The sequence below is a fragment of the Pseudomonas sp. 31 R 17 genome, assembly GCF_900004915.1.
GTDB lineage: Bacteria > Pseudomonadota > Gammaproteobacteria > Pseudomonadales > Pseudomonadaceae > Aquipseudomonas > Aquipseudomonas orientalis_A.
The window spans coordinates 1-20,429 of sequence record NZ_CVTN01000072.1 but is presented as its reverse complement, the minus strand read 5'-3'; the positions used below and the strand labels follow the sequence as shown (position 1 = coordinate 20,429).

Sequence of the window (20,429 nt, the reverse complement as noted above, 5' to 3'; positions counted from 1 at the left end):
TTTTGCGCTTTTCAAAAGTGAGCCGCTGTAAAAGCGGAACCATTAGCAGCCGTGACCGCAGAAACGGATATGTACTCGGTCCAATCCAACATCCCGGCCAGCCCCGAGGCCGTCATCGGGGGCAAGCCCCCTCCCACATTGGACCGGGATCGACACAAAATCCCGGTCGGCCCAGAGGCCGCCATCAAGGGCAAGTCGAATCGTCGCACCGCCCCTCCCACATGTGGACCGAGGTGCGTCAGATGGATACCCGTCGGTCGCCAAGCGACCGCAGGGCAACGACCGCACTGCCCATCATCGCCTTACAGCCGCACACGACGAAACTCTTGCAGCATCCTTCGGTCGATGCTTTCAAGAGGCCCACGGTGCCTCCGTTGCCTTGTGTGTGCGTGTGAGTGTGAATGCCTGCGGAGACGGCCATGAAAGAAGCCCTGAACGATTTGCCCGGCCCTATAAAACGACAGGCTGACAGAATTCTGCGTGAGATCGAACTGGCGGGGTCAATGATTCTTGCCGTCAAAGGCGGTGCCAAGGCCCAGGGGTTTGTGCTGGGAATCACCTGCTGTGAAGGGCTCACTTCCGAGCGCTGCGAAGCGTTGGCAAGCCATTTTGACAGCGTGGTGGAACAACGGCTGAGGTCGCTGACACTGGGGCTGTAATGCCCGCAGTAGCGCCGCCGCAGTCCGGGCTTTAAAAGCGACGAACAACCTCCTACACTGCCAGGAATTTCCGTTCGCCTGTGCAGCCTCGCTTTTCTGCCCGCCTCCCACCAGGACTACAGACATGCGCCTGCCCGACTTCATTCTGGAAAACCTTGAGCCGATTCTGCAGGCCTGGGAAGATTTCGCCAGAACCATCGACACCCCGGGCGAGGAACTCGACAGCGTCGCGCTGCGCGATCATGCCGAGCAGATGTTGCGGGCCATCGTCAGCGACCTGCGCACCAAGCAGACCCGCCAGGAGCAAATCGCCAAGGCCCAGGGCCACGCACCGGAGGACGAACAGGAAACTGCGGCCGAAACCCACGCAATGACGCGGCTGATGGCCGGGTTCACCATCGACCAGATGGTCTCCGAATACCGCGCGCTGCGCACCAGTGTGGTCAGCCAGTGGATGCGCCAGGTCAAGGACGGCACACCGATCAACGTCGACGACATGACCCGATTCCACGAGGCCATTGACCAGGCCCTGGCCGAGTCCATTGCCAGCTATTCACGGGCGGTCGAGGCCTCGCGCAACATGTTTCTTGGCATCCTCGGCCACGACTTGCGCACCCCACTCGGCGCAATCCTGCTGGGTGCCGACGTGTTGCGCCGCTCCCAGGACGCCGGGGCGCGGGCGACCAAGATCGCCAATCAGGTCTACACCAGCGTGCGCCGGGCAAGCCAGATCGTCGGCGACCTGCTTGACCTGACCCGCTGCCAGATGGGCCCGGGCATCCCGGTCAAAACCAGCGAAATAAACCTCTCGCCGCTGTGCCAGCGCGTGGTCGAGGAAATTCGCGCGTTTCATCCCGAAGCCATCGTGATGTTCGACGCGAACACAAGCGTTTCAGGGCAATTTGACGGCGGGCGGATGGAGCAGGTGTTTTCGAACATCATCAGCAACGCGGTGCAACATGGCGACACCACACGGCCTATCCAGGTCGAACTGGCCATACAGGAGGACTTCGCGGTCTTCACCGTGCGCAACAGCGGTGAAGCGATCCCCGAGGACGTGCTCCCGTTCATATTCAACCCCATGGGCCGTTTCTCCCAGCGCACCGCCATCCACCACGGCCCCACCGAAGGCCTGGGCCTTGGCCTGTTCATCGCCTCGGAAATCGTCGCCTCCCACGGCGGATCGATTGAGGTCAGCTCCGACAGGGAAAAGGGCACAGTGTTTCAGGTGAGGATTGCGGTCAATCGATAACTTCGGCCACCGTAACCACGATGCGAAGCGAGTCGCCCTTGATCTTGACCTGCTTTTGATCTCAGGCGCCCCGTTAAACCACGCTGGCCGAACGAAGGCTTGAATCCGTGGGTAACCCGGCAGGACGCCGGGTTAGCCGCACTGGGCCAGGGATGGCCCATTGCGGCGGCCCACGGATTCAAGCCTGCGTTCGGGCACACCGAGCATTAGCGAGGTGCCGAGTGGTGGGGCAAGAGCGTTTTGCTTACTTTTGCGCTTTTCAAAAGTGAGCCGCCGTCAGGGCGGAACCCTAAGTGGCCGTTACCGCAGAAACGGGTATGTACTCGATCTGATCCACCATCCTGGTCGGCCCAGAGGCCGCCATCGGGGGCAAGCCCCCTCCCACACTGGACCGGGATCGATCCAAAATCCTGGTCGGCTCTGAGGCTGCCATCGGGGGCAAGCCCCCTCCCACATTTGGACCGGGATCGATCCAAAATCCTGGTCGGCTCTGAGGCCGCCATCGGGGGCAAGCCCCCTCCCACATTTGGACCGGGATCGATCCAAAATCCTGGTCGGCTCTGAGGCCGTCATCGGGAACAAGCCCCCCTCCCACATTTGGACCGGGATCGACACAAAGCCGTGTAGATACCTATGCCCCTAGAAGCTATAACGCGCAGTCAACTTCACATTACGCGGATCGCCGTAGATGTCATACGGACTGTAAGCGCCATCGGCCACACTGCTGTAGTAAACCCGGTCAAACAGATTGTTCAGATTGACCTGCAGATCCAACTGCTCGCTGGCCTTGTACCCCGCCACCAGGCCGACCACAGTGTAAGAGCCCTGCTGGTTTTTCCAGGCCGTGGCACCCGCCCCTCCCGCGGTGCGGATGCGACTCTGCTGGTACACATCGCCACCAACGCGCCAGCGCTGCAGCTCACCGGGCAGGCTGTAAATGGTCGACAGCTTGAACAATTGACGCGGTTTCTCGCGGTCGAAATCTTCGCCTTCGCGGGCGGCGTTGGCGTCGCTCACGTAGCGGGTCTGGGTGTAAGTGTAGCCGGCCGCCAATTGCCAGTTATCGGTCAGGGCGCCCTGGATTTCCAGGTCGACGCCACGGCTGCGCACCAGCCCGGCTGCCTCATAGCAGGCACTGGCCGGGCCTGAGCCGCAGCCTTTGACGTCCGGCAGCTCCTGGGCGCGATTCTTCTGGTCAATCTGGAACACCGCCATGCTCGCATTCAAGGCGCCGTCAAAGTATTCGCCCTTGATCCCTACTTCGTAGTTCTCGCCCACGATGGGGATAATCACGCTCCTGTCGACACCCTTGCCGCTCTGCGGCTTGAAGATGTCGGTGTAGCTGACATACACCGAATGATTGGCGTCCAGGTCGTAGACCAGCCCGGCATAGCGGGTCAGGTTACGCGTGACTTTGTAGTCGCTTTCACGGTTTGCACTGTCTTCGAATTCATACCAGTCGACGCGACCGCCAAGAATCAACGACAGTGGCTCGGTCAGGCGCAACCGGGTACTGGCATAGACACTGTCTTGCGTGGTGGTCTCGGGAAGGCCGTTACCGCCTCTGATGTAATCGGGCTTGGTATGCCCGTTTGGATTCCACGTGAAGGGGTTGATGCCGGCGTCGACGTATGCGCTCCAGGCCTTGCCCGAACGATAGTCCAGCTTGCGCTTGCTGACCCCCAGCGTCAGTTCATGCTGCTGGCCGAGCAGTTGAAAGGGGCCGCTGAGTGCCAGGTCGTAGCCGGTTTCCTTCTGCTCCATGGCTTCGTTCCAGAGGTAATGCCGATCGTATTCCCAGACCGAAGAGGCCAGCACATCGGCGTCGGTCTTGGACTGCATGGCGGCCGCACGCAGTGTCCAGTCGTTGGGCAAGCCTTGCTCCAGAGTGGCGAAATAACCGGTGGTGCGATTGTCGGAGTATTCCCAGTCGTGCCCCAGGAAGGTGTCACGCGGCAGCCCCAGATGGCCGCCACCACGGGCCATGGGCAACCCGCCCCAGATGTAGTTGGTGTGGGTTTTCTGTCTGTAGCCGCCGAGCGTGAGGGTGGTGTTTTCACTGAGGTCGGCGTCGACCACACCGTAGAACAGGTCGTTATCACTCTCGACCGAGTCGCGAAAACTTTTGGCGTCTTGCCGTGAGACCACCGTACGCGCACGCAGGGTGCCGCTGTCATTGAGCGGGCCACCGACATCCAGCGTACCGCTGTAGTCATCCCAACTGCCGGCGCTGCCGGTGAGCGTGCCCTGGAATTGCCGGGTCGGGCGCTTGCGCACCAGGTTGATGGCACCCGCCGGGCTGCCGGCGCCCTGGGTGAGCCCGGCAGCGCCGCGCACAATCTCCACCCGGTCGTACATGGCCAGGTTGGCCTCGCCGCTGGGCAGATAGGTCAGGAAGCTGGTGGGGAAACCGTCATACATGATGTTGTCGACGTCGAAGCCACGTGCGCTGAACGTGGGTCGCCCGACGCCACCGGAGTTGTTCAGGAAAAGCCCGGGCGCACTTTTGACCACGTCACTGATGCTGGTCATGGCCTTGTCGTCCATGCGCTTGCGCGTCACCACACTGACCGACTGCGGTGTTTCGCGCAGGCTCAAGGGCAACTTGGTGGCCGTCTGCATCGCGCCGGTGGTGTAGGAACCGCTGTTCTCGGTGGTTGACGCCAGGCCTTTTCCGGTGATGCTGGTTGCGCCCAGCTCCAGGGTTGCACCGGCGACCTGCGGGCTCAGCAAATACAGGCCATTGCCCTGTGCTGTGGCTTGCAGGCCTGTGCCCTGCAGCAGTTGCTGCAGGCCGCCGTCCACGCTGGTGGCGCCATTCAGGCCCGGGCTGCGCAGCCCCTCCACCACGCCCGGCTCGATGGGCAGGGTGATCCCCGCCTGGCTGGCGAAGGCTGCGAGTGCTCGGCTCAGGTTCCCGGCCGGCACCTGGTAGGTACGACTCTGCCGGGCGCCGGGCTCGGCGGCGTGCGACGATGCGGCGCACAGGCTCCCGCCCGCAATCATCAGTCCCAGCGCGGCCGCGTGTACTGTCCGTGCCAATGGTTGCATGCCTTGCGTCGTCGCCATGTGTTCGTCCCCGCCCTATGGAAGTGATGTTGTTATGAGGGGGACACGCAGCCCGACGAAAACACGACAACCTTTTTAAGCATTCATGCGCGCGGTGACAGTCACCCAATACGGCGTGCGGTAGTGGATGCTCACCGGCAGCGTCTGGCTGAGGGCGTGGAGAATCTGGTCGGTGTCACGCAACTGGAAAGCGCCGGAGATCAGCAGCCCCGCCACTGCCGGGTCGCAACGCAGCAGACCGGGTCGATAGCGGTCCAGCTCATTGATGAAGTCATCAAGGCGCATCTTGTCTGCGCGAAGCACACCGTTCAGCCAGTCGAGTCGATCCGCCTCCAGCGCTGTAGGCGCCTGCGCAGACTGATTGTTGACGTAGGTCTGCCGGCCGGCGGGGATTGGCACCATTTCGGCATCCCCCCGTGACAGCCGTGGACGTACCTCGGCAGCGCCCTGCAGCGCGGCGAGGTAAGTCATGTGCGGGTACTGACGCACCACAAAACGGCTGCCCAAAAGGGCGAGTTGCGCCTGCGCGGTCTCGACGATGAACGGCCGCACTGCGCTCGTGTGGGGCACCTCGACGAGCATCTCGCCCGCGATCAGGCGCACGCGACGCACGCTGTCGTCATAGGCGATATCGACGGCGCTGCCGGTGTTCAGGCGGATCTGTGCGCCATCCGGCAGGTCCAGGGTGCGCTGCTGCCCGGTGGCGCTGCGTTCATCCGCCTGCCACTCACGCCACGGCAGGTTCCGGTACGCCGCGAGGCCCAGGGGAGCGACGGCGATCAGCAATGCAAGGTTCTTGAGCACCTGCCGCCTCTCCAGGCCTTGCGGGCGCTCCAGTGCACTGCGTCCGGCAGCGCCGACAAGTTGCCGGGCTCGGTCACTGAAACGCTCGGCCAGTTGCCAGGCGCGTTCATGGTCAGCATGTTGTGCTCGCCACTCGGCTGCGGCGGCGTGCTCGTTGGCACAGGCGTCGCTGCTCTGCAAGCGCACGAACCAGCCTGCCGCTTCACGGGCAATGCGTCGGTCGATGGGCGCGTTAGTCATGCCGCGCTCTGGCTGGCCAACACAATGCACTCCTCGAAGGCCCGCATGAGATAGCGTTGCACCGAACGCACGCTGAGATTGAGCCGGCTGGCGATCTCTTCCTGGGTATACCCCTCCAACTGCGCCATCAGGAATGCCTGCCGGGTTTTGGCCGGCAATGCGCCAAGTACCTGGTCGATCTCGTCGAGGGCTTCCAGCACCAGCGCCTGATTTTCCAGCGACGGCACCTGTTCCTGCGGCGCTTGAGCCAGCGCGGCCAGATAGGCCTTCTCAAGTGAGCGACGGCGATAGAGGTTGAGGGTCAGGCGATTGGCGACGGTGGCCAGGTAGGCGCGCGGCGATGTGAAATTCAGTGGTTCGCCAAGCCCGTTGCTGAGCAGGCGCAGGAACGTGTCCTGCGCCAGGTCCGCCGCATCGGCCGCATTGCCCAGGCGATGGCGAAGCCAGCCCTGCAGCCAGCCGTGATGGTGGCTGTAAAGCTGGTCGATGGACGGATGAGGGTTAGCCGAAGGAATAGACTGCACGGGATAGGACAAATGTTAATGAGAATTTGTCGCATTCTATCAGGTAAGGTAAGGATTCGTACAAGTAAAAAGGCTGTGGGAAGGGGCGGAGGTTCTGGCGGATGATTGGGTGTAAAGCGTCTGAATAATCCGGCTATGGCTTTTTCCGCAACCGCTCAAGCACCTCGTCACAGGCCGTCGTCCACGCTTGCTGCGCACCTTTGTCACGAAGCACATCGAGCCCGGCTGCCGTAAAGGTGCCGGGAGTAGCGATAGCATCGCCCATGCTCGCCATACTGACCAAGGGTTGATGACTGGCGCTGGCCAGGCAGTCCTGCATGTTGCCCATTACCAATTGGCGGGCCTGCGCCTGGGTCAGCCCTTTTTCGGTAAACCACTGCTGAAGATCGTTGAGAAAGAAATAGAACCAGCCATTCATGCACGCCGCTACGGTGGCCAACTCGAAGGCGTCTTCCTGATCCATCACAATCAGCGAGCCGAGGGTGCCCAACAACGCCTCGTGGACGTGACCCGCCGGTGTGACTACCACGGTCGAATGGTTGATCTGGGCGGCATAGGACAACATCGCCCGCACTGGCTGCGCCTGTGGGAAACAGCGCGCCAGATCTTTGAGTGTCATGCCGGCTACCAGGGAAACCAGAGGTTGCCCCGGTTTGAGTTGAATATCCCTGCACAGTCCTTCGACTGCCTCGGGGCGCACACCGAGCAACAGCAGGTCGGCCCCATCGACAACCTCTTGATTGTCGGCCATGACCTCGCACGCCCAAACCTTGCCCAACTGCTCGGCGCGCGCCTGATTGCGGGGCGACAACAGCACCCGCCCGGCAAAACCGCCACGCCGCAGGCCGATCACCACTTTTTCAGTCAGTTCGCCAACGCCCAAGACCCCAATGCTCAGCAAGGTGTTTCCTCCGTTCGAAGCCAGTGGTTCAAATCATTGGCTATCACTTTATTTTCAAATTAACTCATAGGCAGCAAGCCAAATGCGCGCATCCGTCATGCTTTAGTCAATCCGGTTATCGGCACCCCATACCTCACCTCCACCAGTGTGACACCGCCCCTCTCAAGCGTGCGCTCCGTTCCGATTTCCTCAACACATCCTGCCTTGCGATAAAATCGGATAGCCCTTTCATTACCTGTCAGTACCCACAGCGTTAACCGCTCGAATCCTTGCTCCATCAAATCCTGCACGCCCGCGCGCCACAAGGCCAGCCCGACGCCCGTTTGCCAATACCGGGCTAGAACATAGAGGGCCATGACCTCACCGGTATCTGCCCCAGCTGCGTCATCATCACGGCTGGCTCCGACTGATATCCAACCGACAACCTGCTGGTCGAGTTCCGCGACCCATGTGTTCGATTCGCCCGATGCAATCAAGCGGCTCCAGTGCGCTTCTCGTTGAGCCAGTGTTGCATTGAGCGCATTCAAGTAACGGGTTGGCATCAGATCGCGATAGGCTTCTTGCCAACTGCTGACATGCACCTGGGCGATAGCCCCTGCGTCGGTGGGTAAAGCTCTGCGGATCATGAAATTGCTCCATCTTCGGACACTGAATGCTGTCGCCTGACTATGCACGCAGGCCTATGACGAAACTAAGTTTCACCCTAGGTAATCCGGTCGCAGGAAGGCGTCCGCTTTCGAAGCTCGGATTGCCGCACCGCCCCAACAGCCCTTATTCTCGACACTCCCGCCCGAGCCAACCCGGAGCCGCCATGGACCTCGCCACCCTCGCCCTCTTCCTGCCCGCCTGTTTCGCCCTGAACATGGCACCCGGCCCCAACAACCTGCTGTCGGTGAGCAACGCCACCCGTTACGGCTACCGCACATCCTGCCTCGCCGGTATCGGCCGCTTGCTGGCCTTCGCCGGCATGATCGCCCTCGCCTCCGCCGGGCTGGCGGTGGTGCTGCAAACGTCGGAATTGTTGTTCTACGGGATCAAGCTGCTCGGCGCGGCGTACCTGTTTTACCTGGCCTATCAGCTGTGGCGCGCAGACCCGCAGGCAGAAGCGGAAATAGCCGCCAGCAAGACGGGCTTATGGGCCCTGGCGCGGCAGGAGTTTCTGGTGGCGGCGGGCAACCCCAAAGCCATCCTGATCTTCACCGCCTTCCTGCCGCAGTTCGTGGTGCCCGGGCAACCCATCACCGCGCAATTCGCTGTGTTGGGCGGTATGTTCCTGGCACTGGAATGGATCGCCATCAGCGCCTACGCCTACATGGGCCTGCACATGCGCCGCTGGTTCGCCGAGCCGAGCGGCAAGCGGATCTTCAATCGTTGCTGCGCGGGGCTGTTGTCGGCGGCGGCCACGGTTTTGTTGACGGCGCGTCGGGCGTGAATCCCGCGCCTGCCTGCGCAAGCAGTGCAGGCGCCCGACCGCGCTACTCCTTGGTCAAATCAACCAACGGCGTCTGCCGCACCTCAGTTTCCCGCCCGGCCTGAATTTCGCTGACCTGCTTCAAGGCCTTGTCCACAGCCGCCTTATCCGCCAGCAAGCTGTAGCTGATGCGGAACTGCTTGTGTGCCTTGGGCTCGATGGTGGGTACCAGGTTCAGTGGCCGCTGATAACGGCGGTTGTAGGAAAAACTGGTGCCCGGCTCCAGCCCCGTGACATAGCCCTGGCCTTGGGTATCGGTGTTCTTCCACAGGGAAAACACCGGCAGTGTCTGCGTATTGAAACCGACCGACACGCCCAGGCTGCCGGCCTTGTTATGCAGCACAGTCAAAGTATCGCCCTTGGCATCGGCATAGGGCACCACGTTGTACACGGTTTCGTCGTAATCTTTGGTGGGTGCGCGGTAGGTTTGCCAGTCGGCCAATTCGCCCTTGGCCTTGTCGTTGAACGGCGACACCTGCTTCACCGGTGCGACGAACCGCGCGCCCTGTTCCAGGAACGGGGTGCTGAAGTTACTGTGATACAGCGCCTGGTATTCCTTCGCATAGTCACCGTTGTTGGTCAGCGTGTCGTTGAGCGCGAACACAACGCTGCCGGGCTCGGTGACCAGTTCGGTCGCCACGGAAAAGTCGACCTTCTTGAACGCCTGCTCTTTCAGCTCACCGCGCAGAGTAATGGCGTACGGCGGTTTTTCATCAATGTGCAGGGTGACTTTATTCGCAGGAATATTCGCAGCCCGACCATGCAGGGTCAGCAATTCGCCATTGTCGATGCCGGGGTGACCGACCCATTCATAACCGCAACGGGTGACCAGCTCGTTGAAACCCTCCAACCAGCCCAGCCCACCGCGACCATTGAGCTCGATAAAGGAAGGATTGACCACTTCCTTGACCGGTGAATCCCATCCCATGCGCACATCGCCGACCGAAGCCTGCAACACGTTCATACCGCGAGTCGGCACCACCGAGAGCTTCATCGTGCCGTTATCGATGTCGACAATACTCACCCCCTCCTGCCGACCACCGTGCAAGGTGCGCAAGGTTACGCTGAAGGGTTTGTCGGTTTGCACGCCGAGTTGCTGGCTGGTGACCTGCCAATTCTGCGCGGCTTTGTCGGTGTCGAGGAGCACGTAATCCCAGGCCATGGCGTGGGAGGCGGCAGAGAGTGCGCTGAGGGCGACAACGAGTTTGAGTGGGGTCATGGCGGTAGCCTTTTTTGGAGTTGTGGACGTTTTATAAACTCGATGAAACGTTTCAGCAAGCCTAAAAGGCGGTATTACGTGGGCAATTGCCATAAAGGGGTTGGGGGAAATTGGAAAAACGAGTCGGTGCCATCGTTCGTCTTGAAGAAGAAAACGTGCTGTTGCGTCAGCGTCTTTTCGGGCACGAATCAGAGCGGACTGCTGATACTCAAACCCCACAGCCCTTGCTGAATTTGCTTGCTCGAAAGCTATCGTGACTACCTGATGACCGATGATTACGCTGGTTATAACGCCTTGGGTGCGCAATCCGGTGTCGCATTATTAAACGCGCGGTCCATCTTGATGGCCGGTAGGGTTTAAAATGAGTTCAGAGAACAAGCGGAGCAACGATCATGGAATACGACGATAAACTGATTGAAGAAGCCATGCTTGCCCTGTTGGTAACCTTCAGTTTTGATAACGGCAATGCTTGGAAAGGGTTCGACTTCGAGACCATGAGCCGATTGCATGAACAGGGCTTCATCAGCAATCCAGTGAACAAGAACAAATCGATTTGGTTGACGGCTGAGGGGCTGGAGCGCGGTCGTCAGATAGCCGACCGATTGTTTGGGGTAAGCACTCAAGTGGAGCACGGATCCGACTCGGATACCTGACTTCAAACTGCAAACGGGTCAGACCACCACTACATATATTGTGGTCTGCCCCCCCTAGTGTTCGGCACGCTCGTTCGCTTACTGAATAATGCCCGGTGTATCCGGCAGTTGGAAGATAGCGGTGCCATCGCCGGCAATGCAGGCATCTTTAAGGAATATCCGACAGTATCAGCGGCTTGCCTGGGTACGCCACAGCACAGGCCAATACGCCTGATCCAGCCCCATGCACGGGATCATTTCAGCCGCGTGCGTCAGCGTGAAACCGTTACCATCGTAACGCCAGCGCAGCGCAGTGCCACAATTGCCCATACTCATCGCCCTTACCTGACTGCTTAGTTCACCCGTGGCCGGATCAAACTCTACGAAGCCCTGGGGCTCTCTTTCCCGCAGGTTTGGCACTTCGGCGATCAGCGCCGCACGCGCCTGCTCCGGGTGGTCCAGGGGCGCTTGGTAAATACTGTAGAAACAGTTGTAGGCCCCACAGCCGGTTTCGATGATCACTAGCGCTTGGTCTGAACTCAAGGCGTACGCTTTGGCTTTTGGCGCGATACCTTCATTCAGATCTTCCTGCCAGTCCTTGCGCGTGGCGACCACCACGGCATCCGTGATCTCTTTTGCTTTGTCCGGCGTCAGCGCGGCAGGTGCCTGCCAACTTGGCGCTAGCGGAGCGGCAGCGGCTTGCGGCACGCTGCCAGCGGGCGCTGGCCCCTTGGAGATCAGGGCGTCCTGCGTGCCGACCCGCCCCTGGACCGAGTCCATCAGCAACAGCGCCGCACTCATCCCGCTTAGCGATGCGTACGATTTATCCTCCTTGAACGGCAGTACCAGGTAGTTCCCGTTGCGCAATTCTGTGATCAGGGCTTGGGCTGACTTACCGTTCAGCGCAAACACCTCGGGTGTATCGCCTTCTTTCAGTTCGCCAGGCTCAAATTGAGACTTCAGCGGTTCGTCATCAAGTGTTGGCTGGCCGAGGGGTTTCGTGTAGCTGAACACCCCGACATGCAAGGCGCCCTGCGGGCCGGCTTCACGTGTGACCCGTATGCTGAACGTTGAAAAGCCAGTGTCATCGCGCTGCTGCACGGCACTGATGGCCGTGCATGTTCGTGTGTTATCGCAGCCGATAATCCAGTCCTTGATTTCGCGCGCCAACGGGACCTTCTCGGCAGCGTGCACGCAGCTAATGCCTGCAGCCAAAAGGAATATGAAAGTGCTTCGTATCATCTGATAGACGCCTTTGAACAAGTAAAAGCGTATTAGGGCAGAATTATTTGCTCATACCTATTGCATGGCCGTCAGTCACAACAGAATTGCCGTATTGAACAATCGGCAAGAAAAAATAGGGGCAGACTACATCGGCAGCCTTGCCGTCCCCTTCGAAGCGAAATGAAAAAACTGATATGTCGCAGCGTTACCTCCATCGTAGATAATCCCGCGCAACGTGATCCCGATTGGAATCACACTGTCGATCATAGGTCGTAAACGCATGAGCGCTCTGAACCATCTGATAAGTCAAATCTACGAGCGGGCCAAAAATGGAGACTGGGACAGCGTTATGTCGCAGTGGATGCAAGAGCCTTTGCTCGGCCGGCTTTGCAGCCTGTACCAGGCGCCCTCCTCCGGCTGGACGTTCTTGCACCAAGCCGCTTATTTCGGGCGCGAGTCTGCATGCATTCAGCTCATTCGCCTTGGTGGTTCAGCTGCCAGGCAGAGCGCCAAAGGGAAGTCCGCAATTGAGGTGGCTCGTGAGCATGGACACAGTGAACTCGCTCTTCTACTGGATCGGTCAAGCTTTGAGGATCGCTCCTTGTGGTCAGTTCCGTCCAACCCAGCTCTGCTGCCCAGCAGTAACCTTTTCCAGGAGGCTAATGAGCATCGCGCGAGTACGTTGATACTCGTTGCCTATGCGGGAGGAGTGGTACAAATTCCCAGCGAAGCCAAGTATTACGCAGATTCGTTTGGGCGCCCGCTGATTGGATGGCATGGCACATTCGATCCTCCCTGTGGAATGGACGGTGAATCGATGCTGCGTATGTGAAATGCCCTGTCTATCGGCCTTGCCCATCGCATACATGCGGGGCCATACAAACGTACAAACGGGGTCAGACCACCACTATCTGAAGTGTGGTCCGACCCATGATTTCATGACCCGGATTTCACCGTACAACCGCTCATGAATCGCGCCGAGTACCCTGGCGCAGCGCATCAAGCTGTCGTTGCGCGTGGGCGGCTTTGCAATAGGCGTTGAGGATATCTGCAACCTGGTCGCAATCCAGGGTAACGCCCTCATGCATCAGGCCGGCAGATTGGATGCGGATCTGCGGCTGGGGCTTTTTCAGGGCCAGGGCCTGGTTGCCGAACAGCTGTCGTGCGGAGCGATGAACAGGCAGGGGCGCATCGGGCCGCAACATCAGTTTCTGCACCGTCAGCCAGCCTTCCTCACCGACGGACACGTCGACAATGTCCACCAGATTCAACGGTGCGCTCAGGGTGTCCACAAACAGCTGGCGGCGGGTCAAGCGCATGAACGCGTGTTGCCCGGCGTTGCGGTGCTGCCAAGTCATCAATACAAACACCACCGCCATCACCGCGGCACACACGGTCAGGCCGGTGGCCCCGCGATTCAGGGCGTACCCCAGCAAGCCCAGGGCAATCAGCAAAAACAGCGGGCCGCGCACCTTGTACCGGCGCGAGTTGGTGAATTCGGTCTGTTCGGGTACGCGCTGGATAACCTGCTCGAGTTCGGCCATCGCACGCTCGCGCTGGGCGTCGCGGGAATCGGCATATTCCTGGCTGAGTGAGCTGGCGAGATCCGACAGCGGATCGAAGGGTTGGGTCATGAGTCATTCTCCTTGGACGGTTGGTATCGGCGGTGATCCGGGCTGCGCGGCAGCCGGCGGCGCCGTACGGGTGAGTTGGCTGAACCAGTGTCGATCGTGCTCGGTGGGCACGCGGGTGGCCTCGGCCAGCAGCGCCTCATCCAGCGTTACGCCCAACTGCTGGAGGCGTAATGCCGTCGGCGGGTGTGTATCGAAAGGATGCGCGATGGCATGGTCCAGCGCCGCCTCGTTCAGGCGCAACGGCGTGTGGCTCAGGTGGTCGGCCAGCGCCTGGATCAGGTTGGAGTGACGCTCGGCAAGCAGCGTGGCGATTTCACCGTCCAACGCGATCACCCGTAACAGCGCCTGGCAGAACAGGCGCTCACCGCCGATATTGCCGCCCACCCGATCCGCGACCAATTCCTGAGCGCGGCCCCAGTGATGCACCGCCAGTTGAAAGTAATGCAGAAAACGTTGCGTCATCCAGATCGCCGGACGCTCGATCCAGGCCGGGTCGGCATCCTCGGCACGGATACACGCAAAGTGCAGGCACATCAGGCTGAACTGCGCACCGATCTCGCTGCCGCGCTCGGTGTCGCGGCGGCTGAAATGGCCCAGTTCATGACCGATGATCGACGCGGTCTCGGCCTGGCTCAGGGTCGAGAGGTAGGTCAGCGGCAGGTAAAGGGTACGCCCGCAGAGCAAGTCGCAGGCCGGTTGCAGGACCACATTGACGCTGGTGACGAAAAACGATTGATCGATGCCCACCACGATATGGTCAGGCACCGGCGCGCAGGTGGCGGTGGCCAGTTCTTCAATCCACGCCCACAAGGCCGGGGCCTTGTCACGCCCGATCCTTTGCCCCAGAAGCGCCGAGGACGGGCTATCCAGGGCATGCCATTGCTGGCGCAGACGCCCGATCAACAAACATCCTGCCCATAGCACCGCAACCAGCGGCACCGCCACCACCAGCATGAACGCGCCACCGGCCTTGAAGTGGGTCCAGCCCCAGCTCAGTTCATACACCAGGCTCAGGGCCAACGCGCCCACCAACAGCCCGGTGTACGCCACCAGCCAATGCCCCAAGGCACGCCAGCAGAGGAACAGGTGTTCGTAGAGAAAATCCCGGGACTTCAGCGCGCGCCAGGCATCCAGCCTCAGCTTGAGCCACGTCGCAGGTCCGGCCACCAACGCGGCGAGGGCCAGCCAGTAGGCCAACCCTGCCAACACCTGACGCACGCGGAGCCAGGCATAGTCGCCGCCGATATTCTGTGCTTCGCGCAGCACGTCATCGACGCGTCCGCTTTGCACACTGGCCCAGCCCATCAGTACCAGCGGCAGCAGCAATATCGTCAGCGGCCACGACCACCGCGCGAATCGGCCCATGGCTCAGTTGGCCTGCAAATAGTCGGTCAGGAAAGCCTGTGCATTGCCTTGGCTGGACAGGAACTCGTCATAGCCGACGTTCAGCGCCTGCGATTCGCCAGGCAGGTACAGCTCGCCCCAGCCTTTTTGCAGCACCAGTACCACGAATTTCTGGCCGTCCACGGTGGTGGAGTAGCGGGTGTCCTTGCTGGTCTTTTCCACGGTCATCTTCTGGATCTTCATGTTCCAGTCGTGGTCCACACCCTCCAACTGCACCAGCGCCTGATTGTCAGTGCGCGCACCGATGCGCAGAGTCCAGACTTTCACGCCGCCTTCGCCAGCATAGGCCAGTACTTTTTCCGCGACTTCCGGGCGGTTTTCAGCATGGGCGCCACCCGCGATCACGGCCAGAACCAGGCACAGCAGCGCTGCCCACTTGCGATACATCAACATTTATGGCTTCCTCGACAGTTCAAAGCCGGACATTGAAATCAAAGCGCCGGCGCCTGCCAAGCGGTCCGGCCGTGGCGCACAACAATAAGGCCGTGAGTCACAACAACTGATCGGGCTGCCCGATGTCGATATCATGCAACGCTGCCCACCCGCTCTGACGGACGCTTTTACCAATGGACCGCCGCAACCCCTATCTGGACACCCACTTCTGCTTCGATCACCCAGAGGCCCTGGACGAGGCCGGTGTATTCGATGCCAGCGCGCGGCAGGTCATCGGCAGCGCGATCGGCCATTACCGCGCTCAGACGGTGCGGTCGCACCTGCAGTATTTCGACTGCGATTTGCAGTTCCCCGAACCGTTACGTATCCACAAGGTGCTGCCCGACAGCGTATGCATCGTGCAGGTACTGGGTGGGCAATGGCAGCATCGGGTAGACGGTCGGCTAAATGAATACACCCCCGGCGCGCCTCATGTGCTGGGCTTGAGCGAAAGCATGGAAGCCATGGACCAGATGCCCGCCGGCAGCCGTGCGCGCATGGCCGGGCTGCGCATCGGCGGGGACTACCTACGCGAATTGGCCGAAGAAGACCCGTCACTGCAATCGCTGGCCAGGCTGCTCGACGATGGCATGCACTTTTCAGAACTGCACGGCTGCCGTGTCGTCGGGCATTTGTTCGAGCGCCTTTATCACTCGCCCTACCAGGGAACGTTGGAGCGGTTGAATCAGGAAAGCCTGAGCCTGGCCGTGCTGGTCGAGCTGGCGACGCACCTGGCGCCACAGCCGGCCAACCCTGAGACCGCGTTGCGCAGCCAATCGGACCTCGCGCACGAAGCACGCTTCAAGCTCGACGCCAACCTGATGAGCCCACCCGGCACTCTGGCGCTGGCACGGGAACTGGGCGTGGGTGAAACCACCCTCAGACGTGCCTTCAGCCGGGTGTACGGCCAGTCGATGCTCGATTACGTGCGCCAACAGCGCCTGGAACTGGCCCGCAACCTGCTGCGCCAGCGCAAATGGCACGTCGCACAAATTGCCCACCGCCTGGGCTACGCCAACCCTGCCAATTTCAACCATGCGTATAAGGCGTATTTCGGTCATCCGCCAGGGGCGGAGTTCTGACAGGCCGCTATCGGCCAGAAGCGGACCCGCACCGCCCCCTCACGCATGGCGCTTATACGTCAGGTAATCATGGGCACCGGTACCGGTGCATAAAAACCCCGCCTTCTCGTACATCCTCTTCGCGGGGTTATCAGATCGCACACTCAACCGCAACTGCGTGAATCCGTGCCGTGCCGCGTCCAGTGCATAGGCTTCCAAGAGGGCCATTCCCACCCCGCTACGCCGATGTTCTGGACTTACATGGATAGTGCAAAGTTCTGCGTAACTCTGCTCAGGTATCCAGAGTGAGTAACCGGCGAAGGCATTACCCATGAACGCGACGTTCAGACGGTCAAAATTCTCTACCCAACGCGTCAGGTGCCGTCCCAGTTGGGCTCGCCACGATGCCTCATGCTCGGGCTCCCAACAGCGAATATAGCTCTCCTCGCCTCTGTAGATGGCCGGAAGATCGGTAACACGTGCTTGTCTGAGTTGTAGTGCCATTCCATTAGCCTTTGATGACGTGAAGATATGGTATGGCCTGCCTGACATTCCGCAAAGCCGGGCGATGGGTCACGGTCCGGGTGCGGCGCGAGGTTACAGGTGGCTAACAGCCGGTCATGAAAGGCTGTTTCTGCACACAGGTTCACGTCGCGAGCGCACTGCCAGCAAGCGTAGAGGTTCGCAAAGTCGTAAACCCCGTACTCCATTTTAATTTACCATTCGCAGGCGTTCCGTTCCGGCGCCGCTCAGCCCACGCCTGCACTCCGAATTTCCAATGGAAGGATCCCGCTTCATGTCCAATACCCTGTTCCGTACACTCGCCTTATCCAGCCTGTTAGTCCTCGCCAGCTGCTCCACTGCAACGCCAAGCGTATCGACGCCTGTCACCTCCAAGGCGATCGAAGCCTTCGTCGATATCTGTCTGAAGACCGCCCCCTCGTTCGCCGGCTCTGCTGAAGCGGCCAAGCGGTTCGGCATCAACGACCTCCAGGACATGGGTTTCACGCGCATCGGCTTCACCGCGGACAAAAACCTCTCCGTGCAACTTTCCGAAAAGGAATGCGTCGTTACCACTCCGAAGCAACCCGACGACAGTCTGACCCGCCAACTGCTGAGCGCCGCGCAGACTTACTCGCAAACGTCGTTAGCAGATCGCGTGCCATCGAAGGTGCGTATCCAGGACAACAACTTTATTCTTCAGCATGATCGCAACGGCGGTGAAGCGTATGTGCTACTGCGGAACAAGTAATTAGCACTTTTACCCCGCGTACGAAAAGGCCCGTGAAGTGGGCTTTTCTCGAAAAAAAACCAGGGGCAGACCCTGAGGTATCCCCGATTTTTCTTACGAAAAATCAATTTGAGGTGTTGTTGCTGATTGCTGCTTTGGCCAACTAACTTCTGTTTTTAACGGGGCTGCAGGCACAAGAACGCGGCGTGGAGCGACGCTACCAAAGCAACAGCTGATTAGTGGTGGTCTGTCCCCATAGCCTTGTAGGCTGTGCCATTTACTAATTGGAATAGGAGAACAGTACGATGGACATGAGCGGTGGTGGAGAAATCATGACCTACGTGAATGGAGCGATAGCGTTAGTGGCGTTGTGCTTGAGCATACGTAACCGAAAAACTCAGAAAGCGATGTATCGGCTGACCCGGTCCACGCACTGGAGCAGCACGAACGATTTTCATGTGATCAGCGCCGAGCAACTAGATGACTCGGTTTTAGTTAAGTTGGTTTTCTTCAACCCCGGGTCGGTGTCAGCAGTGATACAAAGCTTAGCTGTTTACGAAATCCCCCGCCCAATCTGCTGGTTGCCACGCCGATTTGATTGGTTACGCAGGAAACGTCTAGAACTTGCAAAATGGTGGCCCACCACAGACGAGGAGGAAAAAATACCTCGCTTATTTGCAGAGAGATATCAGGAGCTGATGGTTAAAGAAAGTCGAGTGATACTGGTGAGACTCCCTGGGATGATCAATCGGCTTACCCATGCGTTTGAACTGAAAACCAATCATGGTGTTATCACGACGTGGTATGCCCTTGATTTCATAGAAAAGGGCTTTGCCTTTCAATCCCATCGAAATTTCAAATACTGATAAACGGGGGGCCGTATTTGCTTGGCAAAGCTGCCGTGTCGATGGTTATAAATGCGTGTATGAAGTGAGGAATTTAACTTGCGGAGCGCTGAGTATTAGTTAGTTTGCTAGAAGCAGTCTGCACACTAAGGTCCACCCCTGGCCGATACCCGACAAATTCAGAGTCTTGTGATCCGCACGACATGGCTCGCATGAGCATCTTCTATGCGACTGAAGCCGCAGCGCAGGTAAAAAGTGTTCCCCTCCAAGGTATCGGTGTAGAGACGCACACGCTCAAAATGCAACGCGGCGTGGGCAAGCAATGCGTTAACCAATCTGCGGCCAACCTGTTGCCCGCGTGACGCAGGCGCCACATACACACGCCGTAGCCTTCCTGTATGGTCATGGGTGAACGGATCAACAGAAAGACCTCCAATGCCTACAAGCTTACGGTCCAGATACGCTGCCATGAGGCATTCGCCAGGCGCATCGAAGCGATGGGTGCCTGATTGCCATTCTGAAGTCAGTCGGGTGAGAAACCTGAAGCCTTCTGCAACTGCCGCTTTTTCCAGGTCGAGGATTTGGGGCGGAAGATGCGTGATCCGTTGAATCTCCATTGAGGTCAATCTTCTCCGATCGGGCGCGAAACCCTTCTGAGGTCTCTGGGGATATTGACTTGGGCCGTGGGCACGCCAGTGGTAGATTGCCATTGCCGCCAATGCCGAAAAGGTCACGGGGCAGCATCCGCTTAGTGCGGCAGCGTTCCCCGTGACGCTCTACGGATATTTTTCGGCGCCACCAGCATTAAAGCCTACACATCCTCAGAGACAGTGTTACGCGAATTCTGCACGCACTGTGGCTCGCCATTGTTCTGGTCATGATCTCAAGGCGAGTTTGCCGACTGGATTTCGATAGCGCTAGGCACGCTCAACACGCCCATCATGCCTGAAAAGCAAAAACACCTTCATGTTGACTCCGCAGCCCACTGGTACACGTCATCCCAATCATGCTCCCAGGTAGGCTGACTGCTTAGAGTCACTTTCAGCTGGTCACGAAAGGCAAAAAACGGCCAGTAGCGTAGCTATCGCCAAGTAGTCTTGCGTGCGGATGGGCTAGGATAGCGTTGATGTAGCGATAGTGCATATGTGGTCACAGTCGCTTATTGCCACTTATGAAAAAAGGACGTGAGATGCGAATCAATGTGCCCCCAAGCTCCGAGCATCCTGCAGTTTTCCTACGACAGCTAGAAAGATCGGACGCGAATGATTGGTATACATATCTCACCTTGCCGGAGGTGTTTGAACACACGATTTGGGACTTGCATTCGATTGAGGACCTGTTACCCATGTTTGACGCGTTCGATTCACCGTCTGTGGATTCGGTGCGGCGTCTGGCCATTGTTGAAAATCATAGCCAGCAATTGGTCGGCACGATCGGCTTTCACACCCTCTCAAACGCCAACCGGACGTCCGAAATAGCCTATGACATCGCTCCATCGCACTGGGGAAAGGGGATTGCTGGCGCAGTATGCGACGCGGTTACGCGATGGTCCTTTTCCGCATACGGCTTTGTTCGTGTGCAAGCAACGGTTCTGCACACAAATGCACGCTCTGAGAATGTTCTCCGGCGTTGTCATTTTCAGCACGAAGGACTACTGCGTTCTTACCGGATGGTCCGTGGGACACCTAGAGACTTTTTACTTTATTCGAGGTTGTCTACCGAACAGTACAAACGGGGTCAGACCCTGAGGGATCCCCGATTTTTCTTACGAAAAATCAAGAAGTTGGAGTTATTGAAGAAGCCTGCATGAGTCGGCAACTTGGTTTG

21 protein-coding genes and 1 pseudogene are annotated in these 20,429 nt (G+C 59.2%); 10 read left to right on the top strand and 12 right to left on the bottom strand.

Translation table 11 applies throughout. From position 1 onward, the window contains the following. The first annotated feature begins 419 nt into the window (after positions 1 to 419). Together BFP89_RS17335 and BFP89_RS17330 are read left to right on the top strand one after the other, a co-directional pair. Positions 420 to 659, top strand: a complete 240-nt coding sequence (locus BFP89_RS17335; RefSeq protein ID WP_065886662.1) for a hypothetical protein — start codon at positions 420 to 422, stop codon at positions 657 to 659. Positions 660 to 783: 124 nt separating this feature from the next. Continuing rightward, entirely contained in the window at positions 784 to 1,911 is a 1,128-nt protein-coding gene (locus BFP89_RS17330; RefSeq protein ID WP_065886661.1) for a sensor histidine kinase, read from the top strand. A gap of 639 nt (positions 1,912 to 2,550) precedes the next feature. On the opposite strand, the gene BFP89_RS17325 is transcribed toward BFP89_RS17330, so the two are convergent. The 5 genes from BFP89_RS17325 to BFP89_RS17305 form a co-directional block, all read right to left on the bottom strand. After that, the gene (locus BFP89_RS17325) at positions 2,551 to 4,980 is read right to left on the bottom strand and encodes a TonB-dependent siderophore receptor (RefSeq protein WP_083208094.1); all 2,430 of its coding nucleotides are present in this window, start codon (positions 4,978 to 4,980) and stop codon (positions 2,551 to 2,553) included. 75 nt (positions 4,981 to 5,055) lie between these two features. After that, positions 5,056 to 6,024 (bottom strand): FecR domain-containing protein, encoded by a 969-nt coding sequence (locus tag BFP89_RS17320; RefSeq protein WP_065886659.1) that lies wholly within the window; start codon positions 6,022 to 6,024, stop codon positions 5,056 to 5,058. Beyond that, positions 6,021 to 6,548: a sigma-70 family RNA polymerase sigma factor gene (locus BFP89_RS17315; protein ID WP_065886658.1), complete on the bottom strand. Its 528-nt coding sequence runs from the start codon at positions 6,546 to 6,548 to the stop codon at positions 6,021 to 6,023. Before BFP89_RS17315 ends, BFP89_RS17320 begins: the two co-directional genes overlap by 4 nt. A gap of 133 nt (positions 6,549 to 6,681) precedes the next feature. Next, positions 6,682 to 7,449: a pyrroline-5-carboxylate reductase dimerization domain-containing protein gene (locus BFP89_RS17310; RefSeq protein WP_065886657.1), complete on the bottom strand. Its 768-nt coding sequence runs from the start codon at positions 7,447 to 7,449 to the stop codon at positions 6,682 to 6,684. A gap of 95 nt (positions 7,450 to 7,544) precedes the next feature. Continuing rightward, complete coding sequence (locus BFP89_RS17305; protein ID WP_065886656.1) at positions 7,545 to 8,075, bottom strand: GNAT family N-acetyltransferase; 531 nt, start codon at positions 8,073 to 8,075, stop codon at positions 7,545 to 7,547. 185 nt (positions 8,076 to 8,260) lie between these two features. Here BFP89_RS17305 and BFP89_RS17300 point away from each other — a divergent pair, with 185 nt between their 5' ends. Continuing rightward, positions 8,261 to 8,881 carry a LysE family translocator gene (locus BFP89_RS17300; protein WP_065886655.1) on the top strand — a complete coding sequence of 207 codons (621 nt, stop codon included), beginning with the start codon at positions 8,261 to 8,263 and terminating at the stop codon, positions 8,879 to 8,881. Between the two features lie 43 nt (positions 8,882 to 8,924). On the opposite strand, the gene BFP89_RS17295 is transcribed toward BFP89_RS17300, so the two are convergent. Continuing rightward, entirely contained in the window at positions 8,925 to 10,139 is a 1,215-nt protein-coding gene (locus tag BFP89_RS17295; RefSeq protein WP_065886654.1) for an aldose 1-epimerase family protein, read from the bottom strand. Positions 10,140 to 10,531: 392 nt separating this feature from the next. On the opposite strand from BFP89_RS17295, the gene BFP89_RS17290 reads away from it, so the two are divergent. Then, on the top strand, positions 10,532 to 10,792 hold the full coding sequence (locus tag BFP89_RS17290) for a DUF6429 family protein (protein ID WP_065886653.1): 261 nt from the start codon (positions 10,532 to 10,534) through the stop codon (positions 10,790 to 10,792). Positions 10,793 to 10,960: 168 nt separating this feature from the next. On the opposite strand, the gene BFP89_RS17285 is transcribed toward BFP89_RS17290, so the two are convergent. Further along, positions 10,961 to 12,013 carry a DUF1176 domain-containing protein gene (locus tag BFP89_RS17285; RefSeq protein WP_065886652.1) on the bottom strand — a complete coding sequence of 351 codons (1,053 nt, stop codon included), beginning with the start codon at positions 12,011 to 12,013 and terminating at the stop codon, positions 10,961 to 10,963. 262 nt (positions 12,014 to 12,275) lie between these two features. On the opposite strand from BFP89_RS17285, the gene BFP89_RS17280 reads away from it, so the two are divergent. Further along, the gene (locus BFP89_RS17280) at positions 12,276 to 12,827 is read left to right on the top strand and encodes an ankyrin repeat domain-containing protein (RefSeq protein ID WP_065886651.1); all 552 of its coding nucleotides are present in this window, start codon (positions 12,276 to 12,278) and stop codon (positions 12,825 to 12,827) included. 133 nt (positions 12,828 to 12,960) lie between these two features. Here the strand turns inward: BFP89_RS17280 and BFP89_RS17275 are convergent, their stop codons facing one another. Genes BFP89_RS17275 through BFP89_RS17265 form a run of 3 tightly spaced genes read right to left on the bottom strand, consistent with a single transcriptional unit; the run spans position 12,961 to position 15,426 of the window. Beyond that, the gene (locus BFP89_RS17275; RefSeq protein ID WP_065886650.1) at positions 12,961 to 13,629 is read right to left on the bottom strand and encodes a hypothetical protein; all 669 of its coding nucleotides are present in this window, start codon (positions 13,627 to 13,629) and stop codon (positions 12,961 to 12,963) included. A 3-nt stretch (positions 13,630 to 13,632) separates the two neighbouring features. After that, the gene (locus BFP89_RS17270; RefSeq protein ID WP_065886649.1) at positions 13,633 to 14,994 is read right to left on the bottom strand and encodes a M48 family metallopeptidase; all 1,362 of its coding nucleotides are present in this window, start codon (positions 14,992 to 14,994) and stop codon (positions 13,633 to 13,635) included. A gap of 3 nt (positions 14,995 to 14,997) precedes the next feature. Beyond that, positions 14,998 to 15,426, bottom strand: coding sequence for a hypothetical protein (locus BFP89_RS17265; RefSeq protein WP_065886648.1), 429 nt, complete (start codon positions 15,424 to 15,426; stop codon positions 14,998 to 15,000). Positions 15,427 to 15,599: 173 nt separating this feature from the next. On the opposite strand from BFP89_RS17265, the gene BFP89_RS17260 reads away from it, so the two are divergent. Then, positions 15,600 to 16,547, top strand: coding sequence for a helix-turn-helix transcriptional regulator (locus BFP89_RS17260; RefSeq protein WP_065886647.1), 948 nt, complete (start codon positions 15,600 to 15,602; stop codon positions 16,545 to 16,547). A 39-nt stretch (positions 16,548 to 16,586) separates the two neighbouring features. Here BFP89_RS17260 and BFP89_RS17255 read toward each other — a convergent pair whose 3' ends face one another. Then, positions 16,587 to 17,030, bottom strand: coding sequence for a GNAT family N-acetyltransferase (locus BFP89_RS17255; RefSeq protein ID WP_065886646.1), 444 nt, complete (start codon positions 17,028 to 17,030; stop codon positions 16,587 to 16,589). A gap of 292 nt (positions 17,031 to 17,322) precedes the next feature. Here BFP89_RS17255 and BFP89_RS17250 point away from each other — a divergent pair, with 292 nt between their 5' ends. Then, positions 17,323 to 17,778, top strand: a complete 456-nt coding sequence (locus BFP89_RS17250) for a hypothetical protein (protein WP_065886645.1) — start codon at positions 17,323 to 17,325, stop codon at positions 17,776 to 17,778. 284 nt (positions 17,779 to 18,062) lie between these two features. Then, complete coding sequence (locus tag BFP89_RS17245; protein ID WP_065886644.1) at positions 18,063 to 18,623, top strand: hypothetical protein; 561 nt, start codon at positions 18,063 to 18,065, stop codon at positions 18,621 to 18,623. Between the two features lie 158 nt (positions 18,624 to 18,781). Here the strand turns inward: BFP89_RS17245 and BFP89_RS27645 are convergent, their stop codons facing one another. Continuing rightward, entirely contained in the window at positions 18,782 to 19,228 is a 447-nt protein-coding gene (locus BFP89_RS27645; protein WP_141689104.1) for a GNAT family N-acetyltransferase, read from the bottom strand. Positions 19,229 to 19,237: 9 nt separating this feature from the next. On the opposite strand from BFP89_RS27645, the pseudogene BFP89_RS29395 reads away from it, so the two are divergent. Further along, a pseudogene (locus BFP89_RS29395) lies at positions 19,238 to 19,627 on the top strand (GFA family protein). A 146-nt stretch (positions 19,628 to 19,773) separates the two neighbouring features. Continuing rightward, positions 19,774 to 20,412, top strand: a complete 639-nt coding sequence (locus tag BFP89_RS17240; protein WP_370671226.1) for a GNAT family N-acetyltransferase — start codon at positions 19,774 to 19,776, stop codon at positions 20,410 to 20,412. Positions 20,413 to 20,429: the final 17 nt, after the last annotated feature.

Excerpts from the sequence above, each read along its gene's own strand:
- BFP89_RS17240 (WP_370671226.1), top strand. The coding sequence starts at position 19,774 with ATGAAAAAAGGACGTGAGATGCGAATCAATGTGCCCCCAAGCTCCGAG.
- BFP89_RS17245 (WP_065886644.1), top strand. The coding sequence starts at position 18,063 with ATGGACATGAGCGGTGGTGGAGAAATCATGACCTACGTGAATGGAGCG.
- BFP89_RS17285 (WP_065886652.1), bottom strand. The coding sequence starts at position 12,013 with ATGATACGAAGCACTTTCATATTCCTTTTGGCTGCAGGCATTAGCTGC.
- BFP89_RS17290 (WP_065886653.1), top strand. The coding sequence starts at position 10,532 with ATGGAATACGACGATAAACTGATTGAAGAAGCCATGCTTGCCCTGTTG.
- BFP89_RS17330 (WP_065886661.1), top strand. The coding sequence starts at position 784 with ATGCGCCTGCCCGACTTCATTCTGGAAAACCTTGAGCCGATTCTGCAG.
- BFP89_RS17255 (WP_065886646.1), bottom strand. The coding sequence starts at position 17,030 with ATGGCACTACAACTCAGACAAGCACGTGTTACCGATCTTCCGGCCATC.
- BFP89_RS17320 (WP_065886659.1), bottom strand. The coding sequence starts at position 6,024 with ATGACTAACGCGCCCATCGACCGACGCATTGCCCGTGAAGCGGCAGGC.
- BFP89_RS17325 (WP_083208094.1), bottom strand. The coding sequence starts at position 4,980 with ATGGCGACGACGCAAGGCATGCAACCATTGGCACGGACAGTACACGCG.
- BFP89_RS17260 (WP_065886647.1), top strand. The coding sequence starts at position 15,600 with ATGGACCGCCGCAACCCCTATCTGGACACCCACTTCTGCTTCGATCAC.
- BFP89_RS17250 (WP_065886645.1), top strand. The coding sequence starts at position 17,323 with ATGTCCAATACCCTGTTCCGTACACTCGCCTTATCCAGCCTGTTAGTC.
- BFP89_RS17335 (WP_065886662.1), top strand. The coding sequence starts at position 420 with ATGAAAGAAGCCCTGAACGATTTGCCCGGCCCTATAAAACGACAGGCT.
- BFP89_RS17270 (WP_065886649.1), bottom strand. The coding sequence starts at position 14,994 with ATGGGCCGATTCGCGCGGTGGTCGTGGCCGCTGACGATATTGCTGCTG.
- BFP89_RS17295 (WP_065886654.1), bottom strand. The coding sequence starts at position 10,139 with ATGACCCCACTCAAACTCGTTGTCGCCCTCAGCGCACTCTCTGCCGCC.
- BFP89_RS17275 (WP_065886650.1), bottom strand. The coding sequence starts at position 13,629 with ATGACCCAACCCTTCGATCCGCTGTCGGATCTCGCCAGCTCACTCAGC.
- BFP89_RS17280 (WP_065886651.1), top strand. The coding sequence starts at position 12,276 with ATGAGCGCTCTGAACCATCTGATAAGTCAAATCTACGAGCGGGCCAAA.
- BFP89_RS17300 (WP_065886655.1), top strand. The coding sequence starts at position 8,261 with ATGGACCTCGCCACCCTCGCCCTCTTCCTGCCCGCCTGTTTCGCCCTG.
- BFP89_RS17305 (WP_065886656.1), bottom strand. The coding sequence starts at position 8,075 with ATGATCCGCAGAGCTTTACCCACCGACGCAGGGGCTATCGCCCAGGTG.
- BFP89_RS17265 (WP_065886648.1), bottom strand. The coding sequence starts at position 15,426 with ATGTTGATGTATCGCAAGTGGGCAGCGCTGCTGTGCCTGGTTCTGGCC.